Origin of the sequence: Streptomyces sp. MMG1533, assembly GCF_001279775.1 — a bacterium.
GTDB lineage: Bacteria > Actinomycetota > Actinomycetes > Streptomycetales > Streptomycetaceae > Streptomyces.
On sequence record NZ_LGDG01000229.1, the window covers coordinates 60,675 to 74,130 of the forward strand.

Annotated in this window: 9 protein-coding genes and 1 pseudogene; 7 read left to right on the plus strand and 3 right to left on the minus strand. The window is 70.1% G+C overall.

The window, feature by feature from the left end:
- Positions 1-28 precede the first annotated feature (28 nt).
- From ADK57_RS28320 to ADK57_RS28345, 6 genes are all read left to right on the plus strand, one after another.
- Positions 29-1,162, plus strand: a complete 1,134-nt coding sequence (locus ADK57_RS28320; RefSeq protein ID WP_078973385.1) for a LacI family DNA-binding transcriptional regulator — start codon at positions 29-31, stop codon at positions 1,160-1,162.
- 339 nt (positions 1,163-1,501) lie between these two features.
- Positions 1,502-2,887 carry an ABC transporter substrate-binding protein gene (locus ADK57_RS28325; RefSeq protein WP_053752431.1) on the plus strand — a complete coding sequence of 462 codons (1,386 nt, stop codon included), beginning with the start codon at positions 1,502-1,504 and terminating at the stop codon, positions 2,885-2,887.
- A gap of 77 nt (positions 2,888-2,964) precedes the next feature.
- Positions 2,965-3,909 carry a carbohydrate ABC transporter permease gene (locus ADK57_RS28330; RefSeq protein ID WP_107091661.1) on the plus strand — a complete coding sequence of 315 codons (945 nt, stop codon included), beginning with the start codon at positions 2,965-2,967 and terminating at the stop codon, positions 3,907-3,909.
- Complete coding sequence (locus tag ADK57_RS28335) at positions 3,906-4,844, plus strand: carbohydrate ABC transporter permease (protein WP_053752433.1); 939 nt, start codon at positions 3,906-3,908, stop codon at positions 4,842-4,844. Before ADK57_RS28330 ends, ADK57_RS28335 begins: the two co-directional genes overlap by 4 nt.
- Before the next feature lie 46 nt (positions 4,845-4,890).
- Positions 4,891-7,044 (plus strand): beta-galactosidase, encoded by a 2,154-nt coding sequence (locus ADK57_RS28340; protein ID WP_053752434.1) that lies wholly within the window; start codon positions 4,891-4,893, stop codon positions 7,042-7,044.
- 136 nt (positions 7,045-7,180) lie between these two features.
- A complete protein-coding gene (locus ADK57_RS28345; RefSeq protein WP_053752435.1) occupies positions 7,181-8,986 on the plus strand; it encodes an RICIN domain-containing protein in 1,806 nt (601 codons plus the stop codon).
- A gap of 390 nt (positions 8,987-9,376) precedes the next feature.
- On the opposite strand, the gene ADK57_RS52580 is transcribed toward ADK57_RS28345, so the two are convergent.
- The 3 genes and pseudogenes from ADK57_RS52580 to ADK57_RS52590 all read right to left on the minus strand — a co-directional run bounded on the left by ADK57_RS52580 (position 9,377) and on the right by ADK57_RS52590 (position 12,345).
- A complete protein-coding gene (locus ADK57_RS52580) occupies positions 9,377-10,894 on the minus strand; it encodes a polysaccharide deacetylase family protein (protein ID WP_420711906.1) in 1,518 nt (505 codons plus the stop codon).
- A 267-nt stretch (positions 10,895-11,161) separates the two neighbouring features.
- Positions 11,162-12,103, minus strand: a pseudogene (locus ADK57_RS52585) (hypothetical protein); the annotation flags it as partial.
- Positions 12,001-12,345, minus strand: a complete 345-nt coding sequence (locus tag ADK57_RS52590; protein ID WP_234390444.1) for a helix-turn-helix domain-containing protein — start codon at positions 12,343-12,345, stop codon at positions 12,001-12,003. The pseudogene ADK57_RS52585 and the gene ADK57_RS52590, both read right to left, overlap by 103 nt.
- A gap of 868 nt (positions 12,346-13,213) precedes the next feature.
- On the opposite strand from ADK57_RS52590, the gene ADK57_RS50100 reads away from it, so the two are divergent.
- Positions 13,214-13,456 (plus strand): hypothetical protein (locus ADK57_RS50100; RefSeq protein ID WP_199830698.1); only part of this gene is annotated, 243 nt, incomplete at its 3' end.

The following is a 13,456-nucleotide window of genomic DNA, read 5'->3' on the forward strand; positions in this document are numbered from 1 at the left end:
TCTCGGATCACGATCGTCGGGAGACACCATGACGCGAGGGGCAAGACGGGGCGGGAGTTCCGGCGCACCGCGCAGCGTGGATGTGGCCCTGCTGGCGGGTGTTTCACAGAAGACGGTGTCCCGGGTCTTCAACGACGAGCCGTACGTCTCCGCCGAAGTGCGCCGGCGCGTTCTCGATGCCGCGGAGGGACTCGGCTACCGGCTGAACAACGCCGCCCGGGCACTGGCCTCCGGACGTACCCGGTCCATCGGTGTCGTGACGCTGGGAACCGCCCTGTACGGGCCCGCCTCGCTGATCATGGGAGTGGAGCGCGCCGTACGGGACACGGGCTACGCCCTGCGTGTGGTCAACACCATGGAGGGCGACCCGGCCGGGATCGGCGGGGCCGTCGACTCGCTCCTCGACCAGGGCGTGGACGGCATCGTCATCTCCGAGCCGATCGACGACGGGCAGGACGGAGACCTCGGAGCCCGTCTCGACGTACCCGTTCTCGTTCTGGGCGCGCCACCGTTCCCCGCGCCCAGGGCGCTGGCCGCGGGCGTCGGCGCCGATCTGATGGCACACACGGCCACCGAGCACCTGCTGGACTTGGGGCACGCGACGGTCCATCATCTCGCCGGTCCGCAACGGTGGTACTCCGCCCGGGACCGTGCGGAGGGCTGGCGGTCCGCGCTCACCGAGAACGGCAGATCGGTGCCGCCGGTCATCGAGGGCGACTGGTCGGCGGCCTCCGGTTACGCGGCGGGCCGCGAACTGGCCACTGTCGAAGACCTGACTGCGGTGTTCGCCGCGAACGACGACATGGCGATCGGCCTCATCCGGGCGCTGACGGAGGCCGGCCGACGCGTGCCGGAGGACGTCAGCGTCGTCGGCTTTGACGACATCCCCGTCGCGGCCTATGTGGCTCCTCCCCTCACCACGGTGCGTCAGCCTTTCGACGTCGTGGCGCAGGAGGGGATCAAACGCCTCGTACACACCATCGAGAACCCGCAGGCAGACCCCCTGCCGGCGAGTGAACCACCGGTGGACCTCGTGGTCCGCGCCTCGACCGCGCCCCCACCGACCCGGACACCCCGAGGTCGCGGTCGGCGCACCGCCTCTCGTCCGAGTGGGGCCCGGCACGGTCCGCCCCTGGACGGAGGTACGTCCGCCCATGGCTGACCAGGGCAGATCAGCCCAAGCAGGGGGCTGCCTTTCCAGCCCTCGTCCCGCAGTTCACGGAAACCCCGTTACACGGGCGACGAGTCTCCTCCCCTCACGCGGCGGCCACTGAGTAGGTTCGCCGCAACAGTTCTCCGTTCCATCCCGTCCCTTCCCCCGGCCACAGGCTTCCTTCTCGGCAGCGAACGCCCACCGGGCGAAGGCCCCCAGGACGTACACCGCGCCATGTCGACCTCAGTGTCCTGGCCGTCACGTCAGAGCCTTCTTTCTCCCTCGTCACCTCTTTCCGCACGCCTTCGTCCGGCGTGCCCCTCACTCAGTCATCGGTGGGAGTTCACCATGCGCAGGTCCAGCTCCATCCCCAGCCCTTCCCAGATGAGCCGCCGGCTCTTCCTCACCGCCGCGGGAGCGGTCTCGTTGGGCGCCGCACTGTCCGCCTGCAGCGGCGACAGCGGCAGCTCATCCGCCGCCGCCAAGCCGGTCGGCCAGGCCGACATCGACAAGGCCATGAAGACCCCGACCCAGCTGACGTTCTGGACCTGGGTCCCGAACATCGCCAAGGAGATCGCGCTCTTCGAGAAGAAGTACCCGGCCATCAAGGTCAAGGTCGTCAACGCCGGTCAGGGCACCCCGCAGTACACCAAGCTGCGCACGGCGCTGAAGGCCGGAAGCGGCGCTCCGGACATGGTGCAGATCGAGTACCAGGCCATTCCGACCTTCACCATCACGGACAGCCTGCTGGATCTACGGCCGTACGGCGCGTCCGCCCTCAAGGGACGTTTCGTGGACTGGACTTGGGGCCAGGTCAGCGGCAGCGACGGCGAGGTCTGGGCGATCCCGCAGGACACCGGCCCGATGGGCATGCTGTACCGGCAGGACATCTTCGACAAGCACGGCATCGACGTGCCCAAGACCTGGGACGAGTTCGCCGAAGCGGCCCGCAAGCTCCACAAGGCCGACCCCGACGTCTACCTCACCAACCTCGCGGCCAACCAGGTCGCCGCCTGGCACGGACTGCTGTGGCAGGCGGGCGCCAAGCCGTACGTGACATCCGGCAAGAGCGACATCACCATCAGCGTCGACGACGCGGCCTCGAAGAAGCTCGGCGAGTACTGGGGCGGGCTCGCGAAGGAGGGAGTCATCGGCGTCGAGCCGGACTTCACCGACTCCTGGTACACGGCCCTCAACAAGGGCAAGTACGCCACCTGGATCACCGCGGCCTGGGGCCCGGTCTTCCTCTCCGGCTCCGCCAAGGCCACCGCCGGCAAGTGGCGGGCGGCCCCGCTGCCGCAGTGGGACGCCTCCAAGCCGAGCTCCGGCAACTGGGGCGGCTCGACCACCGCGGTCATCCGCTCCACCAAGAACCCCATCGCGGCGGCGATGTTCGCCCAGTTCCTCAACAGCGACCCGGCGAGCGCGAAGATGTTCGCCACCGAGCAGTTCTTCTTCCCCGCCACCAAAGCCCTGCTCACAGACACGTCGTTCGTCTCGGACGCATCCGCCTTCTACGGCGGCCAGAAGGTCAACCAGGTCTTCGCCGACATCGGCGAAACCGTCAACTCCTCCTTCCAGTGGCCGCCGTTCCTCGACCAGGCCGCGACCGACTGGACCGAGACGGTCGGCACATCACTCGCCGACAAGTCCGACACCGTCGCGGCGCTCGGCACCTGGCAGCAGCGGCTCACCACGTACGCCGAGAAGCAGGGCTTCACCGTCCGCACCTGACGGTTCGCCGGGTCCCGCGCGGCCACGCGGGGTCCGCCCGTCTCCCCTCAGCCCAACCCACCCCTCAGAAAGGGCCGATGATGACTGCCACAACCGCGGCCTCTCCCAAGGGCCGGCGCCGAGACGGGCCGACACGCCCCCGGCGCGGTGACAAGAGCCACCGCGCGTCGGCAGGGCCACTGTTCGTCGCACCGTTCATGGTGCTGTTCCTCCTGCTCTTCCTCGCGCCGCTCGGCTACGCCGCCTACCTGAGCCTCTTCCAGGAGCGCCTCATCGGCGGCACGGTGTTCGTGGGGCTCGACAACTACGCCCAGGCTCTTGGCGATTCGCAGTTCCTTCACGGTGTCGGGCGTGTAGCGCTGTTCTTCGTGATCCAGGTACCCGTGATGCTGCTGCTGGCGCTGCTGTTCGCGCTCGCCCTGGACAGCGGCCTGCTGCGGCTCGCCCGGGTGATCCGGCTCGGCATCTTCGTCCCGTACGCCGTGCCGAGCGTGGTCGCCACGCTCATGTGGGGCTACCTCTACGGCCCCGACTTCGGCCCGTTCGCCCAGCTCAGCCGGAAACTCAGCCTGCCCGTCCCGGACTTCCTCGGCGACGGCTGGATGCTGGGCAGCCTGGCGAACATCGTGACCTGGGAGTTCGTCGGCTACAACATGATCATCCTGTACGCCGCCCTGCGCACCATCCCCACCGAGCTGTACGAGGCGGCCGCGATGGACGGCGCCGGCGCCTGGCGCATCGCCTGGTCCGTCAAACTCCCCGCACTGCGCCCTGCGTTGCTGCTCACCCTGCTGTTCTCCGTGATCGGCAGCTTCCAGCTGTTCAACGAGCCCAAGCTGCTGATGAACATCGCCCCGGACGTCATCAGCAGCTCCTACACCGCCAACCTCTACGCCTACTCCCTCTCCTTCACCGGCCAGCAGGTCAACTACGCGGCCACGGTGTCCTTCCTCCTCGGCCTCGCCATCGTGATCGTCTCCTACGGCGTCCTGCTCACCGCGAACCGCAGGAGGACCTCGTGACGACCCTCACTCCCCCGGCCGCCGCCGAACCGACCGCTCGGCGAACTGCCGGCACGGACCGCAAGAGGCGCCCCAGGCCGTCATCCCGTCGCCGCAGCACCCCGCTGACGATCGCCATGCTGGCCGCCCTCGCCTACTTCCTCCTCCCCCTGTTCTGGCTGCTGATCGCCTCGACCAAGAACACCCAGGACCTGATCAACAGCTTCGGCCTGTGGTTCTCCCACACCCCGCAACTGTTGGCGAACATCAAGGAGACCTTCACCCAGGACGACGGCGTCTTCCTGCGCTGGCTGCTCAACACGGTGATGTACGCCGGCGTCAGCGCGGTCGGCGCCGCCCTCCTCGCCGCGGCCGGCGGCTACGGGTTCTCCAAGTTCCGCTTCCGCGGCGACCGGGCCGCCTTCAACCTCGTCCTCGGCGCCGTCATGGTGCCGACCACGGCCCTGGCGATCCCGACCTACCTGCTCTTCGCGAAGGCGGGGCTGGTCAACACCCCCTGGGCCATCATCCTGCCCTCGCTCGTCAACCCGTTCGGCCTGTACCTGATGCGCGTCTACGCCGAGGACGCCGTACCGGACAGCATCCTGGAGGCCGCCCGGATCGACGGCGCCGGCGAGGCCCGGATCTTCTTCCGGATAGTTCTCCGGCTGCTGGGCCCCGGCCTGGTGACGGTCCTGCTGTTCACCCTGGTGGCGACCTGGAACAACTACTTCCTGCCACTGATCATGCTCAACGACCCCGACCTGTACCCCGTCACGGTCGGCCTCTCCTCCTGGGCCGCCCAGGCCCAGAACGGCGGAGCGGGCGCCAGCAGCGACATGCTCGCGCTCGTCGTGACCGGCTCACTCATCTCGATCGTCCCGCTCGTCGTGGCGTTCCTGATGCTGCAGCGGTACTGGCAGAGCGGACTGGCCTCCGGCGGCGTCAAGCAGTAGCGCGCATTCCTCGTACCATTCCCCGTCTCCTCGGAGGTTTCCTTTCATGGCGGCTCTGCCTGCCCGTGTCCTTTTCGGCGCCGCGTACTACCACGAGTACACGCCTGCCTACGACCCCGGGCTGCGGCCCGACGAGCGGCTCAAGACCGACCTGGACCTGATGGTCGAGGCGAGCTTCACCGTGATCCGGGTGGGCGAGTCGGTCTGGTCGACCTGGGAGCCGGAGAACGGCCGCTTCGACCTCGACTGGCTGCAACCCGTCCTCGACGGCGCCCATGAGCGCGGCATCTCCGTCATCCTCGGCACCCCGACGTACGCCGTGCCGCCGTGGCTGGCCCGGCAGTACCCGGAGATCACCGGCGAGCGGCGCACCGGCGAGCGCATCGGCTGGGGCGCCCGCCAGGAGGTCGACTTCACCCACCCGGCGTTCCGATTCCACGCCGAGCGGGTCATCCGCAAGATGGTCGCCCGGTACGCCGACCATCCCGCGGTCATCGGCTGGCAGGTCGACAACGAGCCCGGCCTGCACCTCCTCCACAATCACGGCGTCTTCCAGCGCTTCGTGGATCATCTGCGTGAGAAGTACGGCGACGTCGAGACCCTCAACCGCGAGTGGGGCCTCGTCTACTGGTCGCACCGCCTGTCCACCTGGGCCGATCTGTGGACCCCGGACGGCAACGAGCAGCCCCAGTACGACGTCGCCTGGCGCGCGTTCCAGGCCCGGCAGGTCACCGAGTTCATCGGCTGGCAGGCCGACGTCGTCCGCGAGTACGCCCGCCCAGAGCAGTTCGTCACCACCTGCATCTCCTACACCCGCCAAGGAGTGGAGGACGACGAGATGACCGACCGCCTCGACATCGCGACCGGCAACCCGTACTACGACATGCAGGACGGCCTCCTGCTCCCCGACCCCACACCCGACGAGCACGAGCAGATCTGGAAGACCACCGGCGTCTGGTCGATGTACCAGACCGCCGACTGGATGTTCTCCTCCCGCCAAGAGCCGTTCCTGGTCACCGAGACCAACGCCCAGAGCATCGGCTTCGCCTGGGACAACCGCCCCGGTTACGACGGCCAGTGGCGGCAGGCCGCATGGGCGCACGTGGCACGCGGCGCCCGGATGATCGAGTACTGGCAGTGGCAGACCCTGCGCTTCGGCGCGGAGACCTATTGGGGCGGTGTCCTGCCGCACAGTGGACAGCCGGGTCGTACCTACGCCGAACTGGCCCGCCTGGGAACCGAGTTCGAAAAGGCGGGCCCGCTCGTCGCCGGGATCGAGCCGGACGCCGACATCACGATGGTCTACTCGATGCCGAGCAAGTGGCTGATGCAGAAGTACCCGCCGCTGGCCAAGCCGAACGGTGAACCGGACCCCGCGGCCTACCACCGCATCTTCGACCCCTTCTACCGCGGTGCCTTCGACGCCGACCGTCAGGTGCGGATCGTCCACGCGCGGCAGCTGCACGACCCGAGCGGACTGCGGGAGGGACTGGCACCCGAGGAGGCCGTGCAGCGCCATCCGGTGCTCGTCGCCCCGGCCCTGTACGTCGTCGACGACGCCACACTCGACTGGCTCGCGGCCTACGCCCACGCGGGCGGCCACCTCGTGCTCGGCCCGCGCACCGCGTACGCCGACCACGAGGCCCGCGCCCGTACCGAACCGGCCCCCGGGCGTCTCACCGAGGCCGCGGGCGTCCGGTACGACGAGTTCAGCAACCTCGCGCACGACGTGCCTGTCCGCGCCGTACCGGGCGGCCCACTCGAGGTGCCCGCGGACGCGACGGCGACGCACTGGATCGAGTGTCTCGCGGTCGACGACGCCGACGTACTGGCCTCGTACGACCACCCGCACTTCGGCCGCTGGCCGGCCGTCACCACCCGGCGGCACGGCGCCGGTCGCATCACCTGTGTGGGCATGGTGCCAGGCCGCGACCTCGCCCGGACACTGGCCGCCTGGCTGGCTCCGGCCACGCGCAGCGGCTGGCAAGGTCTCCCCGCGTCCTTGACCGCCACGACCGGCACCTCCCCCGACGGACGCCGTGTCCACATCGTGCACAACTGGAGCTGGGAGCCCACCCGCGCCCAGGCCCCGGTGGACCTGTCCGACGTCCTGAGCGGCGACCCCGTACCCGCCGGCACCGTCCTGGATCTGGGCCCTTGGGACGTACGCGTACTCGTCTCCGCCGAGACCAGCGGCTGAACCCCCTGGTTCAGAGTGCTGTCCCCACCCGTCCGGCTGTGTGAGCAGGTTGCCGCGCGGGCCCCCTGAGCAGGTCACCGTGCCGGTGGCCGAAGAACCACGGGCATCACCGTGGTCATCCCCAGAAGGAGGAACTGTGCAGAGACAAACCCTAGGGAAGACGCTGGGAACCTTCGCCGCAGCGTCCGCGTTGCTGGCCGTACCCGCCTCCGGTGCGCAGGCGTACAACCCTACGGGCGGCACCCTGTACCAGCTGGGCAGCGAACCGTGTCTGAAGGGGCGCGGCAACTGCGCGGTCTACCCCAAGTCGGCGCAGCTGCCGAGCGGCCGTCTGGTGGCGGCGTTCGAGAAGTCCACCGTCGTGACGGAGACGGGAAGCGCCGACAAGCAGACTCTCCCGGTCTACAAGAGCGACGACGACGGAACGTCGTGGCAGGCGCTGTCCGAGGTCAAGGCACCCGCGTACATGTCCGGCGACCCGCAGTACGCGAAGTACACGAGCAACTGGACCAACCCGTACCTCTACGCCCTTCCCCAGGACGTCGGGGACCTGAAGCAGGGCACGCTGCTCCTCGCGACCGTCGTGTCGGGTGACGACGACTACTACAAGGAGCACAAGGCGGCCGACCCGAACTGGACACCGTCCAACGACGGTGACCGCAAGGACCTCGCGATCGCCCTGTACTCCAGCACCGACGAAGGCGCGACGTGGAAGATCCTCAACGTCGTCGCAACGGGCGGCTGGCAGGGCGGCAGCGCGGGCGCACTCGGCCAGAACATCGCGAACGCCAACACCAACAAGCAGGCGGACCCCCTCTGGGAGCCGTACCTGATGGTCTACAAGGGCCGGCTCGTCTGTTACTACTCCGACGAGAACGACTACACCGGCTTCAACGCAACGACCGGCGTCCCGACCCTCGACCCCGCGAACGACACCGCCACGGATTCCCTCGGCCAGATCCTCGTGCACAAGACCTGGGACGGTCGCAGCACGAACTGGAGCGCTCCCGTCGTCGACATCGCCGGCCTGACCAAGGACATGGGTGGCGGCAAGTCGGAGATCGGCGACGGGCGCCCCGGCATGGCGAACGTCGTCCGCACGACGGACGGCAAGTGGCTCCTCACCTACGAGTACTGGGGCGGCGGGGCGAACACCAGATACCGCGTCGCCGACGACCCGCTGAAGTTCTACACCGGATCGGCCACCGGTACGGGGGTCAACTCCCTTGCGGTGGACACTGGTTCGCACACTCTCGCGATGAGCGGCAGCCCGGTGCTCATCAGACTTCCCGGTGGCCGACTGGTCTACAACGCCGCGGGCAGCGGCAACGTCTGGGTCAACGAGACCGGACGCAGCGACGGTACGTGGAAGGAGTACCAGACGACCTCGCAGGCCGGCTACAGCCGCAGCCTTCAGTACGTCGAGGGCACCGGCCGCATCTCGATACTCAACAACCAGGGCACGTCCACGCTCAAGTTCGCCGAAGTCGACCTCGGCCACACCGACGGCGCCTACTACCAGCTGGTGAACCGCAAGACGGACCAGGTGATCGGCACCGGGAACAAGACCAACGACGCCAACCTCGGCAACGGCGACGTTCCCGACGTCCGTCTGGAGGCCCCCGGTTCGGCGGCGAACGCTGACACCCAGTTCTGGCACCTGACGACCGAACCCAACGGCGGCGTGACGCTGCTGAACAAGGCGGGCGGACGTGCGGCGGCCATCTGGACGGGCAACGCGACGGTCGGTCAGAAGATCGGCCAGTGGGTGGACAACAGCAGTACGGGCAGCTGGAACCTGGTCAAGACCAGCGACGGGTTCTACAAGCTGCAGTCCGTCAAGAACACAAGCCTGTACCTGACCGGCGCCTCCGCCGGAGCACAGCTGACCCTGCAGACCGCGACCACGGACGGTTCCCAGGACTGGGAGCTCGTCCAGTAGGCCCCCTGCCCATTGCCTTTTCCTCGTAAAGCCCGGTTCAGGCCCGTGGCCTCCAGGGCCGGTACGACTCGTTGCCCCTGTCCGTAATGATCCGGGGGCTGTCGCCGGTCCTGGCGGCACCGGACGATCGCTGATGGAAGCCACTTCGCCGGCACGGATTGGGCGCGGGCCCCAGTGGGGTTGCTCGGCGTCGCGCCCCCGCCCGCGGCAAGCACCGTTGCACGCAGGTCCGTTGAAGGGCTGATCAGTACCCGCCGCTCGGCCAGATGGCCCGCGAGCCGCTCCACGTAGGGGCGAGCGCCCTGGGCCGGGATTCCCCGTGTGGTCGCGATCGCACCTGCCACCGCCCCGGTGGAGATCTGACGGTTGGCCAGCTGCCGTTGCGCCGCATCAGAGCGTGGCGCGCAGGTGGCTGACGGTGACGAAGTGGTAGCCGCGGGCGGTGAGCGTGCGCAGGATCTGCGGAACCGCGGCGACGGAGGTGGGGTGGATGTCGTGCATCAGGACGACGCTGTTGCGCTGCGCCTTGGCGATGACGGTCTGGGCGACCTTGGCGGCGTCGGGGTACTTCCAGTCCTCGGTGTCCACGTCCCACAGCACGGGGGAGAGCGTGGTCGCGGCCTTCACCTGGGCGTTGATCGCGCTGTAGGGCGGGCGGAAGAGAGTGGGGGCCTTGCCGGTGGCGGCCTTGATGGCGGCGCTGGTGCGGTTCAGCTGGGAGGCGATCTGCTCGGGGGTGAGCTTGGTGAGGTCGGGGTGGTTCCAGGAGTGGTTGCCGACCTCGTGTCCGGCGCGGGCCTCGGCGCGCGCCAGGGCGCCGTCGAGGTAGCGCAGGAGGCGAGGCTTGCCCGGGTCCCACGTCAGCCCGATGGCCTCGTCCTTGGACAGCGGCCGGTGGAAGACCTGTGTACCGCCGGTGGCCAGTCGCCATACGGCGAGTTCGTGGTCGTCCGCCGTGGCCAGGAACTCCCCGTCGGGGGAGAGCGCGGCCTGTGTGAAGCCGGTGATGCCTGCACCGGTGAAATCGGCCAGCCCGCGTCCGCTGCGGACGTCCCAGACCAGGGCTGTGGTGCCGTAGGCGGCGGCCAGCCGCCTGCCGTCCGCGCTGAAGCGCAGCAGACGCGGGCCGCCGTCCGCACCGGAGCCGGTGCCGCACAGGGTCTTGTCCGCCTTCTCCCAGGCCCCCGGCAGTCGCTTCCCGCCGACGGTGTCCCACAGCTGGAGCGGCCCTTCGGCGGGACAGAGGGCGAGCAGACGGCCGCCGGGGCCGACGGCCGCCGTGGACAGGGTGCGCGCGAGGTCGGTGGTGAACAGGACCTTGCCGTCGCCCGTCCGGTGCAGCCGGACCGCGCCCGGGCCGTCCGTCGGCGCGGTCAGATACGCGCTCCCGTCGGACGCGCTGCCCCACAGCGACCCGTCACCCAGCTCGGCCACGGATCTGCCCAGCGGAAGGTTCCACAGTTTCCCGCTCCCGTCCGGCCCGATGACGTCGAGGAACCGGGAGTCGGGCCCGACATCGCCCACCTCCGTACCGCTCGGCAGGCGGTAGGTGGCGGCAAGCCCGTGGTCGGCCACGTTCCGCGCGGTCACCGTGCCGGCGTCGGCGCTGAGCAGGGTTTGGCCGCCGTCGGAGAGGAAGCGCCGGACGTCCTGCCCGGTCCGGGGGTCGGTGAAGGCATCGCGCTCCGGCTGTGCCAGACCACCCAGCAGTGCCGAGCGGGACTCGGCGAGTGGGGCGATCCGCCACGCTGCGACACCCAGGAGGGCGGCGGTGCGGGGGTCGGTGGAGCGCAGGCTGTCGGCCACGGTGGCCAGGCGGCGCGCGGCGGCCTTGGCGGACTCTGCCTCGCTCACCCGGTCCCGCTGCCAGGCGATCAGACCGGCGGCCAACGCCAGCACGAGAAACACGGACAGGCCGACGGCGAGGGAACGCGTCCGCCGCGCGGTGCGGGCCTCGGTCTCCCGCTCGGCGTCCCGGGCAGCGAGGGAGGCCGTGAGGAAAGCCCGCTCCAGCCGGGTGAGGTCGTCGTCCGGCTGCCCCGGCCGGTCATCGTTCTCCTGGCGGGCGAACAGCTCCTCGGCCCGGGCCAGCCGCGTGCCCCGGTACAGCGCGCCGGGGTCGCGTTCCAGCTCCTCCCAGCCGCGAGCCGCCTCGCCGAGCCGACGCTGCGCGCGCAGCCGGTCCCGGCCCTCCTCGATCCAGCCGGCCAGGCGCGGCCAGCCGGTGATCAGCGCCTCGTGCGCGATCTCCACCGTGTCGCCGTCCAGGGTGACCAGACGGGCGGCGACGAGGCGTTCCAGCACGTCTCGCGCACCGCTGCCGAGTTCGGAGCGGGACGCCGGACGACGGGTGTCGGCCGCGCCGTCACCGGGCGCGATGAGCCGCAGCAGGATGCGCCGAGCCGCACGGCTCTGCTCCGCCGACAGCCCGCCGTACACGTCCTCGGCGGTGGCGGCGATCGCGCCCCGTACGCCGCCTGTCTCCTCGTACGCCGCCAGGGTCAGCAGCCGGCCGCGGCGACGGTGCCAGGTCGACAGCAGGGCGTGGGAGAGCATGGGCAGCGCGCCCGGCCGGTCGACGACCTCGTCGATGATCTGCGCGGTGAGAGCACGTTCCACGTTCAGGCCGGCCGCAGCGGCCGGGCCGGTGATCGCCTCGCGCAGCTCGTCCCGGCTCATCGGCCCCACCAGCAGGTTGGCCCGGCTGACGGCCTCGGCCAGCTCACGGTGGTCGGCGCAGTGGCCGTAGAAGTCACCACGGACCGCGACCACCACGCGCAGCCGGCTCTCCGGCCGCCGGGCCGCGAGCAGCAGATCGAGGAACCGGTCGCGTTCCGCGCGGTCCCCGCAGAGGGTGAACAGCTCCTCGAACTGATCGACGATCACCCAGGTTGCCCCGTCGCCGTCGAAGGGGACGAGCGCCTTCTCGTGCGTGCGCGCCGGCCTGTCGCCCGGGGTCAGCACGCGGATCACCGCGGGTCGCCCGGCCCCCGCCGCCTGCCGGAGTACCGGGATCAACCCTGCTCGCAGCAGCGAGGACTTGCCGCTGCCGGACGCCCCGAACACCGCCGCGAAGCGGTGCTCGCGCACCAGCTCCACCAGGTCGGAGACGAGCGCCTCCCGGCCGAAGAACAGATCACTGTCGCCGGGCTCGAAACGGGCCAGCCCCCGGTACGGCGGCCTCTCGTCCGGCGCGGGCGCCCGGACCTCGGCGTCTGCCTCCCGCCAGCGCCGTTCCCACTCGTCCGGGTCGGCACCAGCGCCTCGGCATACGCCCGTACCACCGCCGGGGACGGCAACTGGTCACCGGCCGCTGCCTGGGACAGCGCGGTCGTGGAGTAGCCCGCCCGCTCGGCCATCTCCCGGTAAGGCGGCTTCCCGGCCTTCTCCCGGAGGACACGCAGGTCGTGCGCGAGCCGCTGGACGGGACCGGCATCGGGATCGAGCGGCTTCTCGCGTCGTCCCACCAGGGCACCTTTCGACCGCTTTCAAGACCCGGGAGGCGTTCAAGCTATGTTTTCGCCCCATCCCGCGCAATCCTGTCAGGCTGTGAGGCGGCCCACGGAGGCGCCCTGCCCCCGGCCGGACCCGCCGTGGCGCCCGCGTGGTTCGTCGGCGCAGGCCGACTCGAGAAGCCCGAAGTCGAGTGGGGACTGCTTGAAGCGGCTGCTCAGACCGGGGGTGCCCGCGCCGAGGCGGAAAAGACGCGATCGCGTCCGGCATGACCGACGGGACGGCAATCGCCCCACCCCAGTCGCTGCTCCCGTCCACCGTCGACCCGAACGCCGCACGGAGCCCGGTCACAGCTACGACCCGTGGAAGTCGCGCAGGTGGTGAGGGGGCGCTTGGCCGTGGCGTCGACGCGGATCGCCTGCGAGCGTCTGCGCCCGTGCCCCGGTGTCCAGCCCGTGGGCGAGTCGGCCTGCAGTACGGCTGCGTAGTGGACGAGCACCCCCGGCGCGCCGCGGTCGTCCACCGCCCGGCCGAGTGTGCCCCGCAGGGCCTCGGGGCCATCGGCATCGGTCTTGCAGGAGCCCGCCGTGAAGCTCTGGCCGGTCAGTTCGGCGGCGTACTTGTCCAGGCGTTCCGCGTCGCGGCTGCACGTTGCACGTGCAGACTTGCCGGTGCTTGACTTCGCAGGCTCGGTGACTGTGCGACAGGCACGAACAGCTGGAACCGACGACAACCACCCCGCGCGTGGGCGGTGCACGTCGGAAAGGAGAAAGCGTGAGTTGCTTACACGCGACCAGGTGCCCCCTCTTCCCCTACCTCAGGTCGAGTCTTAAGGGCTGGCGCGACTACTACTGCGACAGCGAACACGAGTGGCGCGACTGTGCGCGCTACCGGATGTCGCTCACCGGTGAGCGCGTGCCGATTGCCCTGCTGCCCAACGGAAAGACGGCGCGCTACATCGACTTCACGGGTACCGCCGCGTCCCCCTCCGATCCGTCCACCCCCACCACCCCCCCC

Bases quoted from the DNA above. Each gene is read 5' to 3' on its own strand.
- ADK57_RS28340 (WP_053752434.1), top strand. From the start codon at position 4,891: ATGGCGGCTCTGCCTGCCCGTGTCCTTTTCGGCGCCGCGTACTACCAC.
- ADK57_RS28330 (WP_107091661.1), top strand. From the start codon at position 2,965: ATGATGACTGCCACAACCGCGGCCTCTCCCAAGGGCCGGCGCCGAGAC.
- ADK57_RS28325 (WP_053752431.1), top strand. From the start codon at position 1,502: ATGCGCAGGTCCAGCTCCATCCCCAGCCCTTCCCAGATGAGCCGCCGG.
- ADK57_RS52590 (WP_234390444.1), bottom strand. From the start codon at position 12,345: ATGGCCGAGCGGGCGGGCTACTCCACGACCGCGCTGTCCCAGGCAGCG.
- ADK57_RS28320 (WP_078973385.1), top strand. From the start codon at position 29: ATGACGCGAGGGGCAAGACGGGGCGGGAGTTCCGGCGCACCGCGCAGC.